The 22497-nt window shown below is 59.6% G+C and carries 21 protein-coding genes and 1 pseudogene; 12 read left to right on the forward strand and 10 right to left on the reverse strand.

Going from position 1 to position 22497, the window contains the following annotated elements; translation table 11 throughout:
- Positions 1-7 precede the first annotated feature (7 nt).
- From AB7951_RS12130 to AB7951_RS12155, 6 genes are all read left to right on the forward strand, one after another.
- The gene (locus tag AB7951_RS12130) at positions 8-1150 is read left to right on the forward strand and encodes an acyl-CoA dehydrogenase family protein (protein WP_439066506.1); all 1143 of its coding nucleotides are present in this window, start codon (positions 8-10) and stop codon (positions 1148-1150) included.
- A 25-nt stretch (positions 1151-1175) separates the two neighbouring features.
- Positions 1176-2354 (forward strand): CaiB/BaiF CoA transferase family protein, encoded by a 1179-nt coding sequence (locus AB7951_RS12135; RefSeq protein WP_439066505.1) that lies wholly within the window; start codon positions 1176-1178, stop codon positions 2352-2354.
- On the forward strand, positions 2344-3093 hold the full coding sequence (locus AB7951_RS12140) for a TetR family transcriptional regulator (RefSeq protein ID WP_441255804.1): 750 nt from the start codon (positions 2344-2346) through the stop codon (positions 3091-3093). The genes AB7951_RS12135 and AB7951_RS12140 overlap by 11 nt, the downstream gene beginning before the upstream one ends.
- Before the next feature lie 174 nt (positions 3094-3267).
- Positions 3268-4236: a Bug family tripartite tricarboxylate transporter substrate binding protein gene (locus AB7951_RS12145; RefSeq protein ID WP_439066503.1), complete on the forward strand. Its 969-nt coding sequence runs from the start codon at positions 3268-3270 to the stop codon at positions 4234-4236.
- A gap of 50 nt (positions 4237-4286) precedes the next feature.
- Positions 4287-4637, forward strand: a complete 351-nt coding sequence (locus tag AB7951_RS12150; protein WP_439066502.1) for a glutathione S-transferase N-terminal domain-containing protein — start codon at positions 4287-4289, stop codon at positions 4635-4637.
- Positions 4604-4954: a glutathione S-transferase C-terminal domain-containing protein gene (locus tag AB7951_RS12155; RefSeq protein ID WP_439066501.1), complete on the forward strand. Its 351-nt coding sequence runs from the start codon at positions 4604-4606 to the stop codon at positions 4952-4954. Before AB7951_RS12150 ends, AB7951_RS12155 begins: the two co-directional genes overlap by 34 nt.
- A gap of 82 nt (positions 4955-5036) precedes the next feature.
- On the opposite strand, the gene AB7951_RS12160 is transcribed toward AB7951_RS12155, so the two are convergent.
- Together AB7951_RS12160 and AB7951_RS12165 are read right to left on the reverse strand one after the other, a co-directional pair.
- On the reverse strand, positions 5037-5330 hold the full coding sequence (locus tag AB7951_RS12160; protein ID WP_439066500.1) for a DUF1330 domain-containing protein: 294 nt from the start codon (positions 5328-5330) through the stop codon (positions 5037-5039).
- Between the two features lie 31 nt (positions 5331-5361).
- Complete coding sequence (locus AB7951_RS12165; protein ID WP_441255805.1) at positions 5362-6354, reverse strand: zinc-binding dehydrogenase; 993 nt, start codon at positions 6352-6354, stop codon at positions 5362-5364.
- 100 nt (positions 6355-6454) lie between these two features.
- Here AB7951_RS12165 and AB7951_RS12170 point away from each other — a divergent pair, with 100 nt between their 5' ends.
- A complete protein-coding gene (locus AB7951_RS12170; protein ID WP_441255806.1) occupies positions 6455-7552 on the forward strand; it encodes a cupin domain-containing protein in 1098 nt (365 codons plus the stop codon).
- Between the two features lie 169 nt (positions 7553-7721).
- Here AB7951_RS12170 and AB7951_RS12175 read toward each other — a convergent pair.
- Both AB7951_RS12175 and AB7951_RS12180 read right to left on the reverse strand, forming a co-directional pair.
- Positions 7722-7883, reverse strand: a pseudogene (locus tag AB7951_RS12175) (arsenical resistance protein ArsH); the annotation flags it as partial.
- A 64-nt stretch (positions 7884-7947) separates the two neighbouring features.
- Positions 7948-8856, reverse strand: a complete 909-nt coding sequence (locus AB7951_RS12180) for a LysR substrate-binding domain-containing protein (protein ID WP_441255807.1) — start codon at positions 8854-8856, stop codon at positions 7948-7950.
- Positions 8857-9029: 173 nt separating this feature from the next.
- Here AB7951_RS12180 and AB7951_RS12185 point away from each other — a divergent pair, with 173 nt between their 5' ends.
- On the forward strand, positions 9030-9923 hold the full coding sequence (locus AB7951_RS12185) for a LysR substrate-binding domain-containing protein (RefSeq protein WP_441255808.1): 894 nt from the start codon (positions 9030-9032) through the stop codon (positions 9921-9923).
- A gap of 4 nt (positions 9924-9927) precedes the next feature.
- On the opposite strand, the gene paoC is transcribed toward AB7951_RS12185, so the two are convergent.
- The 5 genes from paoC to AB7951_RS12210 all read right to left on the reverse strand — a co-directional run bounded on the left by paoC (position 9928) and on the right by AB7951_RS12210 (position 15861).
- Positions 9928-12144 (reverse strand): aldehyde oxidoreductase molybdenum-binding subunit PaoC, encoded by a 2217-nt coding sequence (gene paoC / locus AB7951_RS12190; RefSeq protein WP_441255809.1) that lies wholly within the window; start codon positions 12142-12144, stop codon positions 9928-9930.
- Complete coding sequence (locus tag AB7951_RS12195; protein ID WP_441255810.1) at positions 12141-13094, reverse strand: FAD binding domain-containing protein; 954 nt, start codon at positions 13092-13094, stop codon at positions 12141-12143. The genes paoC and AB7951_RS12195 overlap by 4 nt, the downstream gene beginning before the upstream one ends.
- Positions 13091-13723, reverse strand: coding sequence for an aldehyde dehydrogenase iron-sulfur subunit PaoA (gene paoA / locus AB7951_RS12200; protein WP_441255811.1), 633 nt, complete (start codon positions 13721-13723; stop codon positions 13091-13093). The genes AB7951_RS12195 and paoA overlap by 4 nt, the downstream gene beginning before the upstream one ends.
- A 109-nt stretch (positions 13724-13832) precedes the next feature.
- Positions 13833-15044, reverse strand: a complete 1212-nt coding sequence (locus AB7951_RS12205) for an MFS transporter (RefSeq protein ID WP_441255812.1) — start codon at positions 15042-15044, stop codon at positions 13833-13835.
- A gap of 118 nt (positions 15045-15162) precedes the next feature.
- Positions 15163-15861, reverse strand: coding sequence for a dihydrofolate reductase family protein (locus AB7951_RS12210; RefSeq protein ID WP_441255813.1), 699 nt, complete (start codon positions 15859-15861; stop codon positions 15163-15165).
- Positions 15862-16169: 308 nt separating this feature from the next.
- On the opposite strand from AB7951_RS12210, the gene AB7951_RS12215 reads away from it, so the two are divergent.
- Both AB7951_RS12215 and AB7951_RS12220 read left to right on the forward strand, forming a co-directional pair.
- Positions 16170-17366 carry an efflux RND transporter periplasmic adaptor subunit gene (locus tag AB7951_RS12215; protein ID WP_441255814.1) on the forward strand — a complete coding sequence of 399 codons (1197 nt, stop codon included), beginning with the start codon at positions 16170-16172 and terminating at the stop codon, positions 17364-17366.
- Positions 17363-20572, forward strand: a complete 3210-nt coding sequence (locus tag AB7951_RS12220) for a multidrug efflux RND transporter permease subunit (protein ID WP_441255815.1) — start codon at positions 17363-17365, stop codon at positions 20570-20572. Before AB7951_RS12215 ends, AB7951_RS12220 begins: the two co-directional genes overlap by 4 nt.
- 118 nt (positions 20573-20690) lie before the next feature.
- Here AB7951_RS12220 and AB7951_RS12225 read toward each other — a convergent pair whose 3' ends face one another.
- Complete coding sequence (locus AB7951_RS12225; protein WP_439066489.1) at positions 20691-21071, reverse strand: winged helix-turn-helix transcriptional regulator; 381 nt, start codon at positions 21069-21071, stop codon at positions 20691-20693.
- A 153-nt stretch (positions 21072-21224) separates the two neighbouring features.
- Between AB7951_RS12225 and AB7951_RS12230 the strand changes: the two genes are divergently transcribed.
- Together AB7951_RS12230 and AB7951_RS12235 are read left to right on the forward strand one after the other, a co-directional pair.
- Positions 21225-21644, forward strand: coding sequence for a DoxX family protein (locus tag AB7951_RS12230; protein ID WP_439066488.1), 420 nt, complete (start codon positions 21225-21227; stop codon positions 21642-21644).
- A gap of 2 nt (positions 21645-21646) precedes the next feature.
- On the forward strand, positions 21647-22384 hold the full coding sequence (locus AB7951_RS12235) for an SDR family oxidoreductase (protein WP_441255816.1): 738 nt from the start codon (positions 21647-21649) through the stop codon (positions 22382-22384).
- Positions 22385-22497: the final 113 nt, after the last annotated feature.

The following is a 22497-nucleotide window of genomic DNA, read 5'->3' on the forward strand; positions in this document are numbered from 1 at the left end:
AAATGTCATGGTTCTCTGGAATCCAACTCTCCCGGACGTCTCGAAGGATTGGCAGGCGGTCGCAGCAACTATCGCCGACAAGCATTTCGCGCCGCTCGTGGAAGAACTGGACCGCGACCAACGATATCCATGGGAGAACGTCAAACTCCTGGTCGAGAATGGCCTCACGGGCCTCTTCATCCCGCAGGAATTCGGTGGCGGTGGGGAGTCGCTGGTGACCACTGCTGCCGTGGTCGAAGCAGTCGGTCAGCGTTGCTCCTCCACGGCAGCAATCCTCTGCACGTATCAACTTGGCGCGTTCCCGGTCCTGCTGGCTGGTCGCGAGGACCAGAAGCGTTTTTATCTGGAGCACATGACCAAGGGCGTCAGCACCAGCTTCGCGCTTTCCGAAAGGTCAACGGGATCGGACGCCGCAGCAATCGAAGCGACGGCAGTACGTGAAGGAAAGGGATGGCGGCTTCGCGGCGAGAAATACTGGATCGGAAACGGAGGCGCATCCCGTTTCTATGTCGTCTTCGCAAAGACCGAAGTGGATGGGAAGCAGGGCATCTCGGCCTTCATGGTCGATAAGGAGGAGCCTGGCGTCGTCATTGACGAACTTTCGGATAAGATGGGTATCCGCGGAACGCAGACCTCGAACCTCAGGCTTGACGTCGTCGTTCCGGATGAGGCGATGGTCGGCCCGCCGAACAAGGCGCTCAAATTAGCCTTGCAGACTCTGAACGTTGGGCGCGTGCTTGTAGCCGCGCAATCCACTGGCCTCGCTATTGCGGCATTCCAAGACGCTTCCGGACGCGCGGTCGCTCGCAAAACATTCGGGGCTCCAATCATCCAGCACCAAGGTATCGGCAACAAGCTTGCTGACGTGGCGACCGAGCTCTCCGCCGCGCGGATGATGCTGTTCGAAACCGCAAGGACCTTCGACGATGGCGGGAATATCTCGACCCTTGGCGCCATGACCAAACTGTTCTGCTCGGAGGTCGCGCACAAGGCCGCTGACGTTGCCGTGCAGGTCTGGGGCGGCATGGGATATTGCAAGCCCAACCTTTCGGAGCGGCTCTACCGGGATCAGCGCATCCTCGAGATTTACGAAGGTTCGTCAGAGATCCAGCGTTTGGTTCTCGCAAGAGCAATTCAGAGCGCCGCATAGCGCGCAAACTGATCGGGAGTTTACAATGGCAGGCCCTCTAAAAGGTGTTCGGGTTCTCGACCTCACAACGATGCTGTCCGGGCCTTGCGCTGCGCAAACCCTGGCCGAGATGGGAGCCGATGTCACGAAGGTCGAGACGCCGGAAGGCGACAACCTTCGAAACATCGGCGTCTCGCGGAGCGGCCAAGGAATGGGCCCGATGCATCTCCATGCCAACCGCGGAAAGCGGAGCATCGCACTGGACCTGAAATCCGAAGACGGCCGCAGCGCCTTCTTGGCCTTGATCAAGCAATCAGACGTCCTGATCTGCAATGTCCGTACAAAGGCGATGCAAAGGCTCGGGCTGAGTTATGAGGACGTGCGTTCGGTCAACCCGTCCTTGATCTACGTGAGCATCGTCGGCTACGGGAGCGGCGGTCCGTATTCGGATCGTCCAGCCTATGACGACCTCATCCAGGCTGCCGTCGGCATCCCTTCACTCGGTGCGTCGTTGGAGGGTGGCGCGCGATACGCCCCCATTGCAGTCGCTGACCGGGTGACGGGCATGAATGCTGCCAACGCTGCACTTGGCGCTCTTTTTCACCGTCTCAGGACAGGTGAGGGCCAATATGTCGAGGTGGCTATGTTCGAGACGATGGCCTTCATGGTGCTGTCGGATCACATGGCTGGCCGCACCTATGAACCACCGCTCGGACCGACCGTTTTCGAGAGGTACGCATCTGTCAGAAGACCGTTTCCGACTTCGGACGGCGTCGTTTGCCTCATGCTCGTGAATGACAAGCAATGGAAGACCTTCTTCAGCTTGGTTGGCCTCGAAAGTCTTCTCGATGACGAGCGTTTCTCGACTGTGGCAAGCCGAACCAGAAATACCAATGCAATTTACGAGATCGTTGCGAAGACTGTTGCGACACGTCCGACCGATTGGTGGTTACAGGAACTGGAGAGAGCCGATATTCCCGCCGTTCCGCTGGCCACCATCGACAGTCTGATCGACGATCCGCACCTGAAGGCCGTCGGTTTCTTTGACGAGATCGAACATCCCACCGAAGGGCCGATCCGGGCGATGAAATCGACCGGACGCTGGACGGTTTCCCCGCCCGATCCGGAACGACCGGCCCCTCGATTGGGAGAGCATACCGAACCGATCCTGAGAGAAGCGGGGTGGTCGAAGCCGGAAAACCCCGCTATCGGCGATGTTGCGTGAGGTATTTGCTGATGCGTCCGGCAATGCCGTAGCTTATCATGGGCATCCAGCAGGACGGCGAGGAATCGAAGTGCGGACCAAGGCGAAATTGAAGACAGCGGAGCTCGATGATCGCGAGTTTCCGGAACAGAGCGACGAGCTCGATTCCCGTACCGAAATTCTTCGGACGGCAGCGGAGGTCTTCACCGAATATGGCTATGCCGCAACGTCCATCGACCTGATCGCCGAGCGGTTGGGTTCGACCAAAGGTCGCGTCTATCATCATTTCGACAGCAAGCCAGACCTCTTCTTCGAGATTCAAATCGTCGCGATGAAGACCCTGATCGGTGAGATCGCACCGATCGCAGAAGGGAAAGGCGCTCCTAAGGAAAAGCTGTCCAGGATGGCGTTGAAGCACGCCCAGATGCTCATCGCCGACTATGCGATCCAAAAGGTGGCGGTGCAGGGGTTGGAGCGTCGTTTGCTGGGCGACGCGGCAACCAAGCACGTGAAAACGCTCCGGAGCATCGTTCTGAAACGCAAGCAGTACGAAAAACTCTTTGCCGAGATCATCGCTGAGGGGATCAAGACAGGTCACTTCGCCGATATGCCAGTTGGCCTCGCGGCAAAGGCTCTTTTCGGCACGATCAACTGGATCACAATTTGGTACTCGCCGCGCAAGGGACAGCCGCAGAAGGAGTTGGATGCGATCGCACAGACCTTGGCTGATGTCGCGGTCAGAGGACTATCCCCGAAATAGCCAACGACGCCTTCGCAATCGATCCTTTCAGCCGCGACAATGACGCCCAAAAAATACTCTCAAGTATGTTGCGACATACTAAGTAGTATGTTCTTATGCGCCGCAATGACGCCCGGATAGGGCGCGTTTGTGGTGCGACCCGTTTGAAGGTCGCCCTTTCCAAGGGAGGATCTTATGAGAAATCGGCTCTGGTCGGCGACCGTCGCGCTGTTGACGGCCATGATGGTGCAGGCCTCCGCACAGGAGGCGAACTATCCCTCACGAGCGATCACGGTCGTCCTGCCGTTCGGTCCGGGTAGCGGTACCGATACGACGACGCGTATCATAACCAAGTATTTGTCCGAGAGCCTTGGCCAGCAATTCATCATCGACGCAAAGCCTGGCGCGAACGGAAGCATTGCGGCGACGACCGTTGCGCGGGCGAAGCCCGATGGTTACACGTTTTTCGCAACGACAAACACGACGCACTCGGCCAATCCGTTCCTGCTGAAGACATTGGCCTATGATCCCCAGAAGGACTTCAAGGCTATCGCTCGCACCGGCGACCTTCCGTTCATGCTCGTCGTGGATGCCAAGATACCCGTGAAATCGGTCAAGGAGTTGATTGCCTATGGCAAGGCCAATCAGGGCAAGCTGACCTTCGCCAGCGGAAGTTCATCGTCGCATGTATCGGGCGCGACCTTCGCTCGCCAAGCGGGGCTCGACATGCAGCACGTTCCTTACAAGAGCAATCCGCCCGCGCTCACCGACGTGATCGGTGGGCGCGTCACCATGATGTTCGTGGACATTCTCACGGGCATGCCGATGGTGAGCAACGGCGACCTGAGGGCATTGGCAGTTACCACCAAGGCACGTTCGGCTCTTGCACCCGATCTCCCGTCCATGGACGAAGCAGGCGTGCCCGGCTTCGACATTACGTCGTGGCAGGGCTGGTTCGCACCGGCTGGGACCCCAAAGGAGATCGTAGTCAAGCTGAATACGGAACTGCGGAAGGTCATAGATCGTCCGGAAGTGAAGGCGGAACTGGCCGCTCGCGGGATGGATGCTTTCTCGAGCTCTCCCGAGGAGATGGACCAGTTCGTCAAGGATCAGATGACGCTATGGGGGCGGCTGGTCAGCGAGGCTGGCATCGAACGCCAGTAAGCGAGACCGAAGAATAACCACCCGAGGGCGTTGATCTAGCGGGTTCTCCTGTGTCGGACTTAATCCTACACCACTACGACTTTTCCAACTATCCGGAGAAGGTGCGCGTCGCACTCGGCTTTAAAGGGCTATCGTGGATGAGTGTCATCGTCCCCGGTCCTTCCAAAACCTGCACTCGTCGCTTTGGCCGGTGGATATCGACGAGCTTCGGTTCTGCAGATCGGAGCGGATATCTACTGCGACACGAGCTTGATCATCCGAGAGATTTGACCGCCGTTTCCCGGATCCTCCGCTCTATTCTAACCAAACGCTTGGTGTCGCCAACGCGATCGCAGCTAGGGCTGAGACGACATTCTTTGGAACGGTCATGCTTCTGGCTTGGGGAACTAACCACGACTTGATGCCGCCCAAGCTGTCGGAAGACCGCGCGGCCATGCGCGGGCTCCCAACCCCTAGTACGCGAGGAATCGAGATGGCGGCAGCACGAATTGCGGGGGACGGTCGACCTTGGATGTGCGGCGATCAATTCACCATGGCGGATCTGGCCGTCTATCAAACGCTATGGTTCCTGACCGATCGAAGCGACCGGCTGTCGGGCATTTCGGATGGGTTCATGACCATCGCTGCGTGGAAGGAATTCATTGTATTCCACGAGGATGAACAGTTTCGACCTAAGGGCGACTGTGGCTGTCCGAGACTTATAACCAATGCCATGTAAAAATTGCGGTTTGATATTTCAACGGCGGAGACCGCGTCCTACCTGCAGCGGCATTTTCTGAGTAGGAAGCGGGCAATCGATCTCAGTCGCCAATTCCTTCGATGATGAACGAACGATAATCCGCGCCCAGAAAGCGATGCCGAACAGCGGCTTGATATTCGGCGCTGTCGTAGAAGGTGCGGGCGGCCTTCATGGTCGGGAATTTGACCATCACCACGCCTTCCGGTGAGGCGCCCTCAAGAATGTCCTGAGGGCCATAGGCTGCGAGAACCGTTGCGTCCGTGACCCCTAGCAGGGGAGTGACCATTTCCGCGTAGGTCTGCAGTTCGCCCGCGTTGCGGGTGCGTTCGCGAATGAAGATGGCGTAGGCGCTCATTCTGAAATCCTTTTAGGAGGTCGATGAAAGCTCAGTGCTCGATGATAACCTTGCCGAACACCTGGCGTTTGCCGAGATGCTCGATCGCCGCCCGCGCCTCTGCGAAGGTAAATTTGCTGTCGATGACGGGTTTCAGACCGGTTCGCGCGACGAAGCGCGTGAGTTCCTCAAGATCGCGGCGGCTGCCGGTCGTGATCGTCTGGAATCGAGCATGACTGAGGAACATCGCCATATAATCGACGCTGCCAGCAAAGCCGCCGAGCACGCCGACCAGCGATATCTGTCCACTGGGAGCGATCGCCTTGATCGACTGCGCCAGCGAGGCGGCGCCGCCCGTCTCCACAACACGGTCAAGCCCCCGATCGGTCATTGCGCGTGCAGTGGAGCCCCATTCCGGATCGGCGCGATAGTCGATGACCTCGTCAGCGCCCAGCGCTCGCAGGCGATCGGCCTTTTCCACGCTTGAAGTGGTGGCGATGACACGCGCACCCAACGCTTTGGCCAATTGCACCGCGAAGATTGAAACGCCGCCCGTACCTTGCGTCAACACGATGTCGCCCGCCCGGACGCCGGCAAGAGCCGACCAGGCGGTGACGCCCGCGCAGGTCAGGGTAGCGGCCTCTGCGAATGACAAACCATCGGGCGCGGCGACCAGGGCTTCCGCGTCGACGACCTTGTACTCGGTCAGCCAGCCATCCCGTTGGACCGAGTATTGCTCGCCAGCAGTCTCGAAGGCGCCACCGAACCATGTCGGGAAGAAGCTGCTGACAACGCGGTCGCCGATTGCAAAGCGGGTTACATCCGATCCTACCGCCTCGATTTCACCAGCCGCATCTGACAGCGGAACGACGTCCGCCTTGGCGGGAGCCGGGAACATCCCGGTGAGTAGCGCGAGGTCGCGAAAGTTGAGGGCCGTGGCGCGGACCCTGACCCGAACCTGTCCAGGTCCGGGAACGGGAAGATCCTCGTCAGTGATCTTCAGGTCGTCGAGCGATCCAATCTTTTTAGCTCTGTAGCTGTGCATGTCTTTCTCCAATCTAGGAGATCACCTTAGGCTGCCAAGATCGGATGATTAATAGTCCAGCGTCCTTGATTCCTGACCGATCGTCCGATAATGAGTTCGGATGGATCCTTTCGATGATGTTGTGAGCGCCATGAGCGTGGCGAGTTCGCTTTACGTTCGGTTCCGCATGTCCGCGCCCTGGGGCGTGGCATTCGACACCGGCTATCAGGCCCGGCTGGTGATGATTGCGGAAGGCGCAGGCTGGCTCCTGTCAGAGGCTACGGCTCCTCTGGCAGTCGCCAGGGGCGATTGTCTCATCATCAAGGAGGGTGTGCGTTTCGCGATGGCGGATCGGCCTGATAGCCCCATCGTGGATTGCGCCGAGCTATTTTCGGCCCTGCCTGGCTTCTCGGAAGCCACGGGTTTCACCACCATCCCGGACCGCACTGTCAACCATGGCGGCGGTGGCCCTCTGATGGAAATGGTGTCCGCGCGTCTTTCGTTCGACCCGATCGCGGCTGAGCCCCTGCTGGCCTTGTTGCCCGACTTGCTCCATGTCAGCTTGGCGCATGATGACCTCGATTTGCTTGAGACCACCCTGCGGCTCATTGGCTTGGAGAGCCGGGCGGAGGGGCTCGGCGCGGACTTGGTCGTCGAGCGACTGACGGATGTGCTCTTCATCCAAACAATCCGCGCATGGGTTGCGGCGGACGGGACGCAGGCCAGCGGGTGGCTTGCGGCGCTGAGGCACAGACCATTGGCCAAGGTCATTCGCACCGTTCATGCCGACATCGCACACGACTGGACGGTCGAGGAGATGGCGCGTGTCGCGGGCGTATCGCGCTCGACCTTCGCCCAAAGCTTCCGTTCGGTTCTCGGCGAGACGCCGCTGAACTATGTGACGCGGTGGCGGATGTATCGCGCCAAGACCCTTATGCGGAAGGGCGCGGGCTTGGCGGAAGTTGCTGTCAGGGTCGGCTATGACTCCGACACCGCACTAAGCCGCGCCTTCCGGCGGGTTGAGGGAATAGCGCCGGGCGAATGGCGGCGAACCTTGCTGCCGAGGGCGACCAAGGTTGTGCGGTTGGAGATAGCCAACGAACGGTTGGCTGCTGAGGGTATGTTTCAAGGCCCCAGCGACCTCTCGGACGAGATTGATCTCATGGAAGATGCTACACGCCTGACTGAAGCCGCATGGCAACCAGAGCCAAATCCGTGACTGCACCGCTTCGTATACTTTTAGATGTCGATGTCTGGGTGGCAAACTTATTGGCATCGGGCCAAAGGCTGGCATGACACCACAATCCAGAAGATGGTCTCCACGCTAAGCGGTCGTCGATGGGATTAGCGCGAAGCGCAGCTTGGTCGTCTCCCATGGGAGATGTTGGAGAGACACCCCGCGTCAGCACCGTGAGCTTTACCAGTTCCTCAGCGATGTCGACGATGCGATCGCAATACGGAGACGGCTTCATTCTGCCGTCGTCGTCGAACTGCTCGTAGGCTTTGGCGACCGACGACTGATTGGGAATGGTGACTATTCGCATTAGGCGCTGCGGGAGTACGCCGTGAGGTCTGCCCCAAGGTTGTTCTGATTTCGATTTCTGAAAGGCATATCTATAGTCCCATCGGACGCAATTCACGGATCAGCTCGGACAGCAGTCGCAGACCGGTCGGTATTTGCCGCCGACTGGGGTGGTACATGTAAAATCCGGGGCCAGGCGTAGCCCAATCTTCTAGCACCAGCTTCAGTTCTCCACTGGCAAGTTGCGGCATGATGAGCGGCTCGGCGACAAACAGAAGGCCGACGCCGCCGCGTACGAAGGCCATCGCGGCTCCCGACTCATCGATGGTGATGGAGCCAGGGACATCTATCTCAATGTGTTCAGGGCCCTTGTCGAACTCCCAGTGATAGATGCGGTCGTTGCCAAGCCGAAGGCGAAGGCACCGGTGATTTCGCAGATCGTCTGGATGGGTTGGTACGCTGAAGCGTTCGAGGTAGGCGGGAGAGGCCGCGACAACCCAACGAAAATCGGCCGATAGCCGTGAAGCGATCATGTCCTGAGGAACAGTACCGCCGTAACGGATTCCAGCGTCAAAACCTTCCTCGACTACGTCCACCATCCGGTTGCTGACGACCAGATCAATATCGACGTCCGGGTAACGATCAACGAAGGTCGGCATGACTGGCCCCAACAATAGCGGCACTGCATCTTGCATGACGTTCAGTCGAATCCGCCCTGAAGGCGTGTCCCTGAAATTATTCAAGGCCTCGACCGCGTGACCAATGGCGTCGAAGGGCTGACTGATGGCGTCCCGTAGCTGCTCACCAGCCGTCGTGAGCGTGACGCTACGGTTCGTGCGGTTCAAAAGTCGAACGCCGAGACGGGCTTCCAATCCCTTTAGAGAATGGCTCAGCGCAGATGCACTGACGCCAAGTTCGGTACCGGCACGGCGAAAGCTGCGATGCTTCGCAATCGCCAAGAAATACGTGAAATCGGCTAGGTCGGATCGATCAACTGGCATATTCGCAAAACGTAACCCGGAACCCTATCATCAACTAGCACCTGAAAGCGGTATGTAATCATGAGGTTTCCTCATGAATAGTGGAACTATGGAGGTCACCTCGTCGCAGACCGTCGACGTCATATTGATTTTTCCGAGTATAATTGACATTTTGGTATGAGGATAATTCATCAATGGCGCGCGAGAACATCAACGATTTGGCGGCGTTTATCGCTGTGGCCCGCGAGCGCAGTTTTACCAAGGCCGCCGCCAAGATGGGCGTCTCGCAGTCGGCGTTGAGTCATACCATCCGCTTGCTGGAGGAAAGGCTTGGGGTTCGACTGCTCACACGCACGACCCGAGCCGTGTCGCCGACCGCAGCGGGCGAGCGACTGCTCGATGGCATCGGTCCGCACTTCGACGAGATCGAAATTCAGGTCGATGCGTTGAACGAACTACGAGACAAGCCGGCCGGGACAATCCGGATCGCGGCGGCTGACTATGCCATCAAGCACGTCCTCTGGCCAAAACTGCGGAAATTCCTGCCTCAGTATCCTGACATCAAGGTTGAGCTCGTCCTCGACAACGGTCTCAGCGACATCGTAACCGAGCGCTTCGATGCAGGAGTGCGCATGGGCGAACATCTCGCCAAGGACATGATCTCAGCGCGTATCGGACCTGACTTTTGTCTCGCGGTCGTCGGCGCGCCGTCTTACTTCGTCGGTCGTCAGACGCCGCTTCATCCGAAGGAGCTGGTTGGCCATACGTGCATCAACTTCCGGCTGCCGAGTTCCGGCGCCCTGTACGCGTGGGAATTCGAGAATGACGGCCGAGAGATAAAGGTTCGCGTCGATGGCCAACTCGCCTTCAATAACACTTTCGACGCCCTCGAAGCGACCTTGGACGGTTTTGGATTGGCGTACATTCCGGAAGAGATCATCCTGCCCTACGTCGAGGAGGGAAGGCTCGTTCGCGTTTTGCAGAAATGGTCGCCGCCGTGGGACGGCTACTATCTCTATTATCCGAGCCGACGGCAGTCGTCGCCAGCCTTCGTTGCCCTCGTCGAGGCGCTGCGTCACCGCGAGTAGGAGATCAGGACATCGCCGGCAGCGCCCGAAGGTGCTTGTCCAGCGTGATGGGGTAATCCCGGACACGGACGCCAGTGGCGTTGTAGACGGCATTCGCCACGGCTGCTCCCACACCGCACAGGCCAAGTTCTCCGATACCCTTGGCTTTCATCGGTGAGACCTTGTCGTCGGCTTCATCGAGGAAGACGACGTCCTGATGCGGAATGTCGGCATGGACCGGCACTTCGTAGCCAGCGAGATCGTGGTTCACGAAGAAACCGCGCCGCTTGTCCACCGCGAGTTCTTCCATCAGCGCACCGCCTACACCCATCGTCATAGCGCCGATGACCTGGCTGCGCGCCGTTCGCGGGTTGATGATGCGGCCCGCGGCGCAGACGGCGAGCATCCGACGAACGCGGATCTCGCCGGTGAATCCATCGACGGCTGCTTCAACGAAGTGCGCGCTGAACGTTGACTGCTGATAGGTTTTGCTCAAATCACCCCATTCGATTTTGTCCTCCGCGACCAGATCGCCTTGGCGAGCGGCGTCGGCTAGGGGGACCGATCGGTTGCCGCTACGGACCTCGCCATCGGCAAAGGTGGTGTCGGCAGAGTTGAAGCCGAGGCGCTGCGCGATAGCGTCCCGCAGCATCACGCAGGCAGCATAAACGCCGGATGTCGCGCTGTTTGCGCCGAATTGACCACCCGAACCGGCAGAGACTGGGAAGGCGGAGTCACCGAGCAGCACGACAACCCTGTCGATCCCGACACCCATCATCTCGGCCGCTGTCTGCGCGATGATCGTGTAGCTGCCGGTGCCGATGTCAGTCATGTCGGTCTCGACGACGACGATGCCATCGCGGCGAAGGCGGACGCGTGCTCCAGACGGTAGGTTCAAGTTGTTCCGGAAGCCCGCTGCCATCCCTATTCCGACGAGCCAACGACCGTCGCGGGTCTGTCCCGGCACCGGATTCCGCTTGTCCCAACCGAAGCGCGCTGCTCCATCGACCATGCAGCGTACGAGATTGCGCTGTGAGAATGGTCGGTCCGGTTTCTCAGGATCGACCTGTGTGTCGTTGCGGACGCGCAATTCGATCGGATCCATACCGAGGGTCTCGGCGAGTTCGTCCACTGCGATCTCCAGAGCCATTAGACCAGGAGCCTCGCCTGGAGCACGCATGGCGTTGCCCTCGGGGAGATCCAGTACTGCGAGCCGCATCGACATCAGACGGTTTGCGCCAGCGTAAAGCAGCCTCGTCTGATTGACGGCCGTCTCCGGGCCGCCGCCCGCCAGGTCGCCAGAGCCGCTCTCATGCGCGATTGCAACGATCGCCCCGTCCTTCATTGCTCCGATCCGGACACGCTGCCGCGTGGCAGGCCGGTGCGTGGTGTTGTTGGCGATGAAGGGACGGGGCAGGGCGACCTTGACGGGGCGCTTCGCAAACCTGGCGGCGAGCGCGGCCATCAAGGCGTCGGTCCTCAGGAAGAGCTTGCCGCCGAAGCCGCCGCCTACATAGGGCGACACCATGCGGACATTCTCCTTCTTAATCCCGAGCGTTGTCGCCAGATCTGTACGACCCCAGTCGATCATCTGGTTCGAGGTCCAGACGGTGAGTTTTTCCCCCTCCCAGGCTGCAATGGTTGCATGAGGCTCCATCGCGGAATGGCTCTGGTCGGGCGTCGTATACGACTTGTCCAGCTTCACTTCCGCACTAGCGAACGCTTGCTCGAAGTTGCCGACGCGGTCTTCAAGGGGGCCGTCCTTCGCGCCGTTCGGATCTTTCACAAGCTTTCCGGACTTCAATGCCGTATCGAGATCGAAGTTTCCGGGGGACGAGGTAGAGTAATCCACGCGCACCAGCGCGGCTGCGGAGCGGGCCTGCTCGAAGGTCTCGGCGACGACCACGGCGATTGCCTGGTGATAATGATCGACGTTGGGGCCGCCCAAAAGCTTGGCGGTATTGAACTTGCCCTTGCCAAGTTTTCCAGCCTCGGCCGCAGTCACGATCGTAATGACGCCCGGGGCACGACGGGCATCGGTGAGATGAATCCGTTCGATACGCCCCTTGGCGATCGACGCCCCGACGATATGGCCGTAGGCAGGATTGGTGACGACGTCATGTTCATAGGCGTAGGTAGCACGACCGGTCGTCTTCAGTGCGCCGTCGATGCGGGGCAGCGGTTGACCAACGACCAGCATGCGGTCGATCGGATTTGTTCCTGCGGGTTTCTCGAATTTCATTTCTGCCTCGCTTCGTTCATCACTGCTGCCATGGTTCTCTCGACGAGCGGGATTTTGAATGCGTTGTCGCCAGACGGTTTGGCGTCTGCGAGCAGACGGTCCGAGAAAGCCTTGGGGCCGCGCGGCAACTCGGCGTCAGCATCCTTCAGGCGCCACGGCTTCGGTGCCACGCCGCCGACGGCGACCTGTCCCGTGCCGTCAGGCTGAAGCACGGCAGCTACCGAGACGAGAGCGAAAGCATAGGAGGCCCGGTCGCGCACTTTCCGATAAATGTGTTTGCCTCCGATTGGCGGCGGCAGCGTCACCGCCGTGATCACTTCTCCCGGAGCCAGTGTCGTGTCGAGATGCGGGGTGTCCCCCGGTAGGCGATGGAAATTCGCAATGGGAATGCTTCTCGTCCGTCCGTCCGCATCCACGGTGGCGATCTTCGCGTCGAGCGCGCGCATGGCGACCGCCATGTCGGACGGATGGGTGGCGATACAGGCCTCGCTTACACCCACGAGGCCGAGCTGGCGGCTATATCCCCCGATCGCCGAACAACCGGAGCCAGGCGTCCGCTTATTGCAGGGCTGATTGGTGTCGTAAAAATACGGACAGCGGGTTCGCTGCAACAGATTGCCCGCAGTGGTCGCTTTGTTGCGGAGCTGCCCGGATGCGCCGGCGAGGAGAGCGCGGCTCAACACCCCGTAGTCCTTCCGGATTCGGATGTCCGCGGCGAGCGTCGTATTTCTGACAAGCGCACCGATCTGCACGCCACCGTCGGCAGTATTCTCAATTTTGTCGAGACCGACACCGTTTACGTCGATCAAATGTCGCGGGGCCTCGATCTCCAGTTTCATGAGGTCGAGTAGATTCGTGCCACCTGCGATAAATCTGGCTCCTGGGGTCTTTATCGCCTTGGCTGCGGCATCCTTCGCGGAGGTGGCGCGTTCATAGGTGAAAGCCTTCATGCCTTGATCCCTCCGACTTCGGACATTGCTTCGACTATGTTGGAATAGGCGCCGCAGCGGCAGATGTTGCCACTCATCCGCTCGCGGATCTCATCGACCGTGGCTTGCGGATCGGCCGAGATGTCACCGCTGATGTGGCTCGGAATGCCAGCTTTGATTTCGGCCAGAACTGCCACCGCCGAGCAAATTTGTCCGGGAGTGCAATAGCCGCATTGGAACGCATCGTGCTTGATAAAGGCCGCCTGCATGGGATGGAGGTCGGCGGGGGTGCCCAGTCCTTCGACGGTGGTGATGCGGTCTCCTTCGTGCATCACGGCGAGCGTGAGGCAGGAGTTGATGCGCACGCCGTCAACCATCACCGTACAGGCGCCGCACTGGCCGTGATCGCAGCCCTTTTTGGTACCGGTCAGATGGAGATGCTCGCGTAGCGCGTCTAACAGAGTGGTACGGGCATCAAGATCGAGATGTACGGTCTTACCGTTCACGTCGAAAGCAACGGGCATGGGTGCCGGTGCCGGACCTGAACCAGTTGTCTGCGCATTTGCGCCGGGGGTGATCGCCATCACCGCCGTCGCAGCGCTGCCAGCGAGGATTTCCCGCCGCGAAAGGTCGAATTGGGGGTTCTGCATATCATCTCCACCGTTCCTCGAATGCTTCTAAGTTAAGCCGCGAGATCGGTTTTGGTTACGTGTGGTTCGTTTAACGCCTTAGTGAATGCTGCTCATCCACCAACCGCTGTCAGGCCCCTTGGGGCCGAGCCGCCGCATCGCGAACTCCGACGAAAGCGACAATGGCAGCAATGACCAGCACGAAGCCGCTTCCGACAAAATCGACCACGGGACCTCTCGCGTCGAACACGATGCCACCCACCGCGGCGCCAATCGTGATCGCCAATTGGATTGTGCCGACCATGAGGCCGCCGCCGATTTCAGCGTCCTGCGGCAGTGTTCGCGACAACCAGGTGGACCAGACGACGGGAGCTGCCGTGCTGACGAGTCCCCATACGGCGAGCAGGAGTGCGGTCACTATGGAAGACTTGCCGAATACGCCGAGTGCGATCGCGGTTGCGGCCATGATGAGCGGGATGACGGCAAGAAGAGCACGAAGCCGATTGCCGATGACGCGGCCAATGAAGGAGGTTCCGATGAATCCCGCGATGCCCACGACGAGCAGCATTGCTGAGAGCATCGAGACAGTCGCACCCGTCACCTGCTCAAGGAATGGACGGAGATAGGTGAAGAGCGAGAATTGCCCAAGGAAGAGCATGGCAACGGCGAATAGGCCGAGCACGACGTTCCGGTCGCCGAGCACACGCAACGTGCCGCCGGTATCGACGCGATCAACGGCGGGCATCTTCGGGAGCGTGATGGCCTGCCAGACGACGGCGATGACCGCGAGTGGCACCACACTCAGGAATGTGAAGCGCCAACCGATGATGCCTCCCAGAAGGCTGCCAAGGGGAGCGGAAACCGCGGCTGCCAAAGCATTACCGCCATAAACAATAGCAAGACCGCGTGGTAGGGACGCCGTGGGGACAAGCCGCATGATCGTCGCGGTCGACATCGACCAGAAGCCGCCGATCGCGATGCCGAGCAGGGCGCGCCCGGCCATCAGAATTGCAAAGGTTGGAGCTGAGGCAACCATCACGCCGGAGACGATCAGAAGCGATGACAGCGCGAGCAAAACCCATTTGCGGTCGAACTTTCCGGCGATGGAAGCGATCGAGAAGCTGGTGATCACGGCGAGCACGCCGGAGATCGCGATGGCCTGACCGGCCTGACCTTCGGTCAATCCGAGATCGGCGGCAATCGGGCTCAACAAGCTCACTGGCATGAATTCAGAGGCAATCAGCACAGCGACGCAAACTGCCATCGCGTAAATGCCGCTCCAGGACGGATGTACCACCTGATCGGCCTCGGTAGAAAGCGGAACTGCCGTCAAGGATGCCATCTGTTCACTCTGTTGCTGTGGAACCGTGCGGAAGACCGCGACCGACCAGCAACTAAGAGGAAGAGGGGACTTCAACAATCGGCACCGAGTTGATGCCGCGATGAACTGAGCTCATCCACTATTCAGATTTTACCGAATAGCGTAGCCAAACGTTGCCGCCTTCCTTCAGCGTGCAACTCTGCAGCGTGATGGACCGGATCGGCGTAGGCGTCTCTTCCAATGCATCGGGTCCATCGAAAAGCGCCGGAACTCCCGAAGCGCCGTCGATTGCCGGGACCAGGATAAGACTGATTTCGTCAATCAATCCAGCGCGCAGAAATGCCCCGTTGATGTTTCCGCCACCTTCAAGAAGCAACCGCTCGATGCCGAGTTCGCTGTTCAAGACCTCAAGCGCAGTGGAAAGGTCGAGCTTCTCATTACCCGCGAAGACGTAGGAGATTCCCTCGCTCCGCAGACCGGCGAGATGGGCGTCCGGAACTGCTTCGCAGAGTACGACGACGATGTGGTCTCCGCCGATGTCGGAGCGGCCCCAAGTGATCTTGCCGCGCTCGTCCAGAACAACGGCATAGGCGTCCACATCGCGCGTCGCAATCCACGGCTCGCGGGGATAGCTGTTCGATGTTGTTGAGGGATAGCCGCCCTTACGCTTTGCGAATTCCTGGCCGGTGACCCGTCCGACGATCCACGCATCGCAATCGATCTCGGTATGCAGGCGGTCATAGAGATCGCCGATTTGGGCGTCCGTGGGGCGCCAGCGACTCGGAATGGTGCGGCCGTCGAGCGACGTTCCCATGTGGCAGATAACGTGGGGCTTCATGGAGGCTCTCAAGGTTGATCGTCCGGGCAAATTAGGGTGGCGGACATTTCGTCGCAACACCACGACGGCCCGAACAGGCGGAAACTACGATGAGCGGAGCTCATTGCGACGTCAAACGTCGGCTGACTCCACGACCTGATTCAAGGTCCGTATGTTCCACGATGAGGATTCGTGAGCGGTGTCCGAGGTCGTCGTCGGCCTCAGATCCGCCAGCCACGGTGCCCCGTCGCCGCAGGCTCCAAGTTCAAGTTCATCACGCGTAGATCCGCTTTTAAGACGGTCGCGCGCCGCAGCCGCAAAGTAACGATATGACCCACCATCCGCTCGCAGCCCCGGGGCGCGTCGCGTTAGTGTTTCTGGCCGCTCTGTCGCTCGCAGCTTGCGACGCCGGTGCGAAGAAGGTCGAGGATGCCAAGCCAAATGCACTGCGCGTCGTTGCTGCGAAGCCTACCATCAAAGCGGTCACCGAGTGGGACGAGTACACTGGCCGCTTCACTGCGGTCGAGAGCGTCCAGATTCGGGCGAGAGTGAGCGGATATCTGACTGCCATCCATTTTCAGGACGGTCAGATGGTAAAGCAGGGAGACCTTCTCTTTACGATCGATCGCCGCCCGTTTGCGATGGCCGCGGCGTCGGCTGAGGCTGACGCGAAGGTGGCGGATTCGACACTGGGCTTCGCACGCCAGGAATTGGCGCGCGCCGAAGTCCTTCGCAAATCCGATACAGTTCCGGAGCGCACGTTCGACGAGCGCACCACGACGGTACGTCAGGGGGAAGCACGCCTTGCAGCGGCAAATGCCGCGTTGGACCGCGCGAAATTGAACCTCGAATTCACGGAAGTGCGCGCGCCTGTTTCCGGACGGATCGACACGCACACCGTCAGCGTGGGGAATCTGATCAGCGGCGGCGATACCAATGCGACCCTTCTGACCAATATTGTGTCGCTTGATCCTATACGGCTGACCTTCGACGTCGATCAGGACGCCTATCTCAAATACGTACGCTCAATGCAGGACGGTTCCCGGCCAAGCCTGCGCGAAGGCATCAACACTGTTAGAATTGCGCTACCGGGTGATAAGGGATTTCCAAGGTCTGGCAAGCTGGACTTCGTCTCCAACCAGATCGATCGCGGCAGTGGCACGGTTCGCATGCGGTCCATCGTGGGTAACAAGGATCTTTCCTTGGCGCCGGGCCTGTTTGCCAAAGTTCAACTCGCTGGTACGGCCGCGCATGACGCCGTCATGATTCCGGACCAAGCGGTTTCTACCGATCAAGGGGCCCGCGTCGTCTTCGTCGTTGAGGACGGCAAGGCACGCCTCCGTAACGTCACGCTGGGGCCGCTCATCGACGGTCTGCGTCTGGTACGCGACGGGGTCGGCGCTGGCGACGTGGTGATATCGTCAGGATCTCAGAACATCCGGGCCGGGGAGGCCGTTGCGGTCGTGGACGGCCCGTCCGGCGCCCAGCGAAATGCTGACGCGCAAACCGGAGGCGTTATCCGATGAACATTGGTCGCTTCTTCATCGACAGACCTGTCTTCGCCATCGCCATGTCGATTGCCATGCTCATCATCGGCGTCGTCGCCGCAAGTCGCCTGCCGGTCTCCCAGTATCCGGAAGTGGTGCCGCCGACCGTGACGGTTCTTGCTCAGTATCCTGGCGCGAGCGCGCAGACCATTGCTGACACCGTAGCGACGCCGATCGAGCAAGAGGTGAACGGCGTGGACGACATGCTGTACATGCAGTCGCAAGCGACCCAAGACGGCCGTCTCAACCTCACCGTCACCTTCAAGATCGGAACCGATCTCGACAAGGCTCAGGTCCTCGTTCAGAACCGGGTGGCCTTGGCCGAGCCGCGGCTTCCCGAGGTCGTCCGGCGAGTCGGTGTGAATGTCCGGAAGAACTCGCCCGACTTTCTCCTCGTCGTGCAGTTGATCTCGCCGGACTCCAGTCGCAGCCAACTCTACATGTCGAACTATGCGGCCCAGCAGATCGTGCCGGTCCTCGAGCGCTTGCCCGGCGTCGGTGACGCCCAGATTATCGCGGAGCGCGAATACGCGATGCGCATCTGGCTCGATCCGGACAAGGTTTCGGAGATGGGTCTTTCCGCGGCCGACGTGGTGTCGGCTCTGAGCGCCCAGAACGTGCAAGTTGCGGGTGGCAATCTCGGCCGACCGCCCATCTCGGCGAAGCGTGCATTCCAGGAGCCTATCTCGGTGCAAGGGCGCTTCGTCGATCCCGCCCAGTTCGAGCAGATCATCGTCAAGCGGGGAGACGACGGGCGCATCGTTCGCCTGAAGGACGTCGGTCGGGCGGAGCTCGGTGCGCGTGACTACGGGACGAATGCGTACATCAACGACACGGCAGCCGTTGCGATCCTTGTCTTCCAGCGCCCCGGGACAAACGCGTTGCAGACCTCCGAAGACGTCCAGAACGTCATGAAGGGTTTCAAGCCGAAGTTGCCTTCGGGCGTCGATTATCTGATGACCTACAACCCAACCGAATTCTTCGTTCGAACGTCGATCGACGCGCTGCAGCACACGATCTACGAAGCGATCGGTCTTGTCGTTCTCGTCGTTGTCGTGTTCCTGCAAAGCTTCCGGACGACGATCATTCCGTTGCTCGCCATCCCGGTCTCGCTTGTGGGCACCTTCGCGGCGATGGCCGCGTTTGGCTACAGCATCAATACCCTGACATTGTTCGCCTTGGTGCTCGCGGTGGGCATCGTGGTGGACGATGCCATCGTCGTGGTGGAGAACGTCGAGCGGTATCTCCATGAAGGCCTGTCTGCGAAGGACGCTGCTCGCAAAACCATGGACGAAGTCGGCGGAGCGCTCGTCTCGATCGCATTGGTGCTGGTCGCGGTTTTCGTTCCGACCATGTTTCTCGATGGCATTACCGGACAGTTTTTCCGCCAGTTCGCCGTCGTGATTGCCGTGGCGACTGTCATCTCGGCGTTCAATTCTCTGACGCTCAGTCCCGCGCTCGCTGGCCTGTTGCTGAAACCTCACAACGCTGAACGCATTCGGAAGCGAAACATCATCTCGCGAGCGGCGAAGGTTCTGATCAACGGTTTCAACCGGCTTTTCGACGCATTGTCGGAAGCCTACGGCAAGCTGACTCGCAAGGTAGTCGGGGGCGCAGCCGGAATGTTGATCGTCTACGCGGTTCTCGTAGGCATGGCGCTCTGGATATTTTCGATAGTTCCGCGGGGTTTCGTTCCCGCCGCTGATCAAGGCTATCTCATAGCTACCGCCGAGCTGCCTCAGGGGTCCTCGCTTGAGAGAACCGACGCCGTGGTACAGGAGATGGGCAAGCGGGCTCGGCAGGTTCCGGGAGTTGAATGGTCGCACATTTTCGCGGGACAAAACTTCTCGACCGGAACGCTGAGCTCGAATACGGGCGTTGTCTTTACCCAATTGGAGCCCTTTGACGAACGGCACGATAAGTCTAAGTCGGTCGCCGCGATCCAGGCCGAATTGCAAAAGCGTTTCTCGGATATCACCGACGCCAGGATCGCCATCCTGACGCCGCCGACGATGCGGGGTATCGGTGCATCGGGCGGGTTCTCACTGCGTATCCAGGACATCAACAATCGCGGTTCCGCCCAGTTGGATGCGGTCACGCGCAAACTGCTCGATGCACTCAGGGCCGATCCGCGCATATCGTTTGTTTTCTCGCCGTTCAGCGCGACTTCCCCTGGTTACTTCCTCGATATCGATCGAACCAAGGCCGAGATGCTGGGCGTTCCCACGCAGCGTGTCCACGAAACGCTCGAAGCCTACCTCGGAAGCTCGTACGTGAACGACTTCAACCTTTCGGGGCGCACCTATCAGGTGATTGTCCAAGCGGAAGGTGTGAGCAGGCTCGACGTCGAGCAGATCGCGAAACTCAAGACGCGTAGTGATTCAGGCGACATGGTCCCGCTGGGTTCGCTCGCGACGTTCCGGACGATCAGCGCCCCGGACCGGGTGCCGCGGTATAACCTTTATCCAAGCGCGGAGGTCATCGGAAACTCGATCTCGACCGTAAGCTCCGGCGAGACCTTGACAATCGTAGAGGAGATCGCGGCCAACACATTGCCCGACGGGTATGCGACCGAATGGACTGAGCTTTCCTACCAGGAGAAGCTCGCAGCCGGGGGCGGGGCTTTGTTTGCGCTCAGCGTCGTCTTCGTGTTCCTCGTTCTGGCAGCACAGTATGAAAGCTGGTTCCTTCCGCTTTCCGTGATCCTGATCGTGCCGATGTGTCTTCTTTCGGCGATCGCCGGCGTCATGTGGATGGGGCAGGACAACAACATCCTGACGCAAATCGGGCTTGTCGTCCTCGTCGGCCTTGCTGCTAAGAACGCGATCTTGATCGTCGAATTTGCGCGTGATCTCGAAGCGCAAGGTGAGACCATCGTCGATGCTGTTGTACATGCCTGCCGGTTGCGGTTGCGGCCGATCCTGATGACGTCACTCGCCTTCATCCTCGGCGTAGTGCCCCTGATGATCGCCAAGGGGGCTGGCGCCGAGCTGCGGCACGCGATTGGCACGACGGTATTCTTCGGCATGCTCGGTGTGACGGTATTCGGATTGATCTTCACGCCAGTCTTCTACGTCGTCATCCGTCGGTTCGCGCAGCTCCTGCAGCGTCGGAATACGAACGATCACGTCTCGGGCGGGGACACAGCCGACGGTTATTCCAAACCATCCGAGCAGCATCCTTGACTTCACCGCGGAGTTAAAAATGAAGCGTCGCCGTCTGATCATCGCCTCTTTGATCGTTGCCAGCATGCTGGGGCTGAGCGTTATGAAGGCTGACAAGCAAGCACTTAATTCGTTGGATTTAGTCGTTCTTAGCTTTACGACCGCGTGAGCGCGGTTTAGCTGGTACGCTACTTCCATATGTGAGCCACCAAGCCGTTAGCGCCTCCATCGTCGGTCCAAGTCCGCGGGCCTTTAACGTGATCTCATAGTCGACTCGCAGAGGCACTTCCGCGAACACTGTGCGCGACACCAGACCGTCCGCTTCCAACTCGCGCAGTTGTGCCGTCAGCATGTGCTGGGTGATGCCGGGGATTGCCTTCCGCAGCTCCCCGAACCTGTAGACCCGCTCATTGAGCAGCCACATGATCTCCAGCTTCCATTTGCCGGAGAGCAGTGCAAATGCACGCCGCATTTCCTCGTGCATGTTGATCTCTTCGTCAGCCATAGTCTGGTTTTCCATACTTGCCGCAAGTATTTCATCCTACTTGATCGTATCGATCATAGTCGACATTTTCGATGAGTGCAGCAGACGCGCAAATAAAAGCGCCTCCAGTCCTACCAACAACATCGATGAAACGGACGTTGCGATAGCAACCGTGATCAGGAAGACCTTATGGCTGAAACTTATATCTATTGGATCAGCACGGCGCTCTTGTCGGCGCTGTATCTCTCGTCCGGAGTTCTATACCTGACAAAGAAGGACTTCGTCCGAAAGGCACAAGGCGATCTGGGCTATCACGCCGCCCACCTGGTGCCACTGATGATCGTGGTGAAGATCCTTGGACCGGCTGCAGTCCTGACGCGCGTCAGCGTGCCGCTTAGCGATCTCGCCTACGCAGGCATCTTCTATCACCTAATGCTGTCCGGCTTAGCGCATATCGGCGTCCGAAAGCCCGTGGGTGCGCTACCCGCGGTGATCGGTCTAGTGCTGCTGATCGTCTCTTTCATGACGCAGAACGCCGCGCGCGAAATCCCGTCGCCCTACGCGCGGGCCGCGGCTGAACACCAACTAAGTCTTAGCGAATGGAGATGAGCATGGGTCGACTCAAAGATAAAGTTGCCATCGTAACGGGCGGTGGTCGCGGCATCGGCCGTGCCACTGCGAAACTATTCGCGGCGGAGGGCGCGAAGGTGGCTGTTCTTTCGCTCACACCCGCCAATGTGGACGCCGTCGTCGCCGACATCGAGGCCGCCGGAGGCACAGCGCTCGGTATCGTCTGTGACATCAGCGATGCTAATCAAATCAAGGCCGCGGTTCACAAAGTGGTCGCCGCCTATGGCGGGATCGATATCCTCGTAAACAACGCTTTCGATCCCTCCGCGGTGTTCTCCTCGGTCATCGAGCTTTCGGTCGAAAAATTGCAACGCAATTTCGAGATGGGCCCAATCGGCTATCTGCGAACAATGCAAGCATGCTATCCGCACCTCAAAGCGAGCGGAGAGGGGCGCATCATTAACTTCGCCTCCCTGGCCGGTGTTCTCGGCATGGTCGAGTACGCCCCTTATGACATGGCGAAGGAAGCCGTTCGCGCCCTAACCCGTGTCGCCGCACGCGAATGGGGCGCCGACAAGATTACTGTAAATAACCTCCTCCCGATCGCAAACACCTGGGGTGCGGACGCTCCTCCGGCAGTCAACGCGCTTGGGCGGCACGGATCACCAGAGGAAGACATCGCGCCGGTGGTCCTGTTTCTCGCCAGCAAGGACGCACAGTTTATGACGGGGTATAGCCTCACCCCGGATGGGGGCATGATCATCGACAGCGCGCGCTGAGCGCGGCGACCAGACCTCGCGTACAGCGAGCGAGACGCTGTACTCACGGGGATTCCTTGGATAATAGCTGCGGCACAGCACCCGGATGGATCGCCTGCGTTCTGCGTCGATTC

It is taken from the genome of Tardiphaga sp. 285_C5_N1_2, from assembly GCF_052076065.1.
Lineage (GTDB): Bacteria > Pseudomonadota > Alphaproteobacteria > Rhizobiales > Xanthobacteraceae > Tardiphaga > Tardiphaga robiniae.

Bases quoted from the DNA above. Each gene is read 5' to 3' on its own strand.
- AB7951_RS12130 (WP_439066506.1), top strand. From the start codon at position 8: ATGGTTCTCTGGAATCCAACTCTCCCGGACGTCTCGAAGGATTGGCAG.
- AB7951_RS12135 (WP_439066505.1), top strand. From the start codon at position 1,176: ATGGCAGGCCCTCTAAAAGGTGTTCGGGTTCTCGACCTCACAACGATG.
- AB7951_RS12140 (WP_441255804.1), top strand. From the start codon at position 2,344: ATGTTGCGTGAGGTATTTGCTGATGCGTCCGGCAATGCCGTAGCTTAT.
- AB7951_RS12145 (WP_439066503.1), top strand. From the start codon at position 3,268: ATGAGAAATCGGCTCTGGTCGGCGACCGTCGCGCTGTTGACGGCCATG.
- AB7951_RS12155 (WP_439066501.1), top strand. From the start codon at position 4,604: ATGCTTCTGGCTTGGGGAACTAACCACGACTTGATGCCGCCCAAGCTG.
- AB7951_RS12160 (WP_439066500.1), bottom strand. From the start codon at position 5,330: ATGAGCGCCTACGCCATCTTCATTCGCGAACGCACCCGCAACGCGGGC.
- AB7951_RS12165 (WP_441255805.1), bottom strand. From the start codon at position 6,354: ATGCACAGCTACAGAGCTAAAAAGATTGGATCGCTCGACGACCTGAAG.
- AB7951_RS12170 (WP_441255806.1), top strand. From the start codon at position 6,455: ATGGATCCTTTCGATGATGTTGTGAGCGCCATGAGCGTGGCGAGTTCG.
- AB7951_RS12180 (WP_441255807.1), bottom strand. From the start codon at position 8,856: ATGCCAGTTGATCGATCCGACCTAGCCGATTTCACGTATTTCTTGGCG.
- AB7951_RS12185 (WP_441255808.1), top strand. From the start codon at position 9,030: ATGGCGCGCGAGAACATCAACGATTTGGCGGCGTTTATCGCTGTGGCC.
- paoC (WP_441255809.1), bottom strand. From the start codon at position 12,144: ATGAAATTCGAGAAACCCGCAGGAACAAATCCGATCGACCGCATGCTG.
- AB7951_RS12195 (WP_441255810.1), bottom strand. From the start codon at position 13,094: ATGAAGGCTTTCACCTATGAACGCGCCACCTCCGCGAAGGATGCCGCA.
- paoA (WP_441255811.1), bottom strand. From the start codon at position 13,723: ATGCAGAACCCCCAATTCGACCTTTCGCGGCGGGAAATCCTCGCTGGC.
- AB7951_RS12205 (WP_441255812.1), bottom strand. From the start codon at position 15,044: ATGGCATCCTTGACGGCAGTTCCGCTTTCTACCGAGGCCGATCAGGTG.
- AB7951_RS12210 (WP_441255813.1), bottom strand. From the start codon at position 15,861: ATGAAGCCCCACGTTATCTGCCACATGGGAACGTCGCTCGACGGCCGC.
- AB7951_RS12215 (WP_441255814.1), top strand. From the start codon at position 16,170: ATGACCCACCATCCGCTCGCAGCCCCGGGGCGCGTCGCGTTAGTGTTT.
- AB7951_RS12220 (WP_441255815.1), top strand. From the start codon at position 17,363: ATGAACATTGGTCGCTTCTTCATCGACAGACCTGTCTTCGCCATCGCC.
- AB7951_RS12225 (WP_439066489.1), bottom strand. From the start codon at position 21,071: ATGGAAAACCAGACTATGGCTGACGAAGAGATCAACATGCACGAGGAA.
- AB7951_RS12230 (WP_439066488.1), top strand. From the start codon at position 21,225: ATGGCTGAAACTTATATCTATTGGATCAGCACGGCGCTCTTGTCGGCG.
- AB7951_RS12235 (WP_441255816.1), top strand. From the start codon at position 21,647: ATGGGTCGACTCAAAGATAAAGTTGCCATCGTAACGGGCGGTGGTCGC.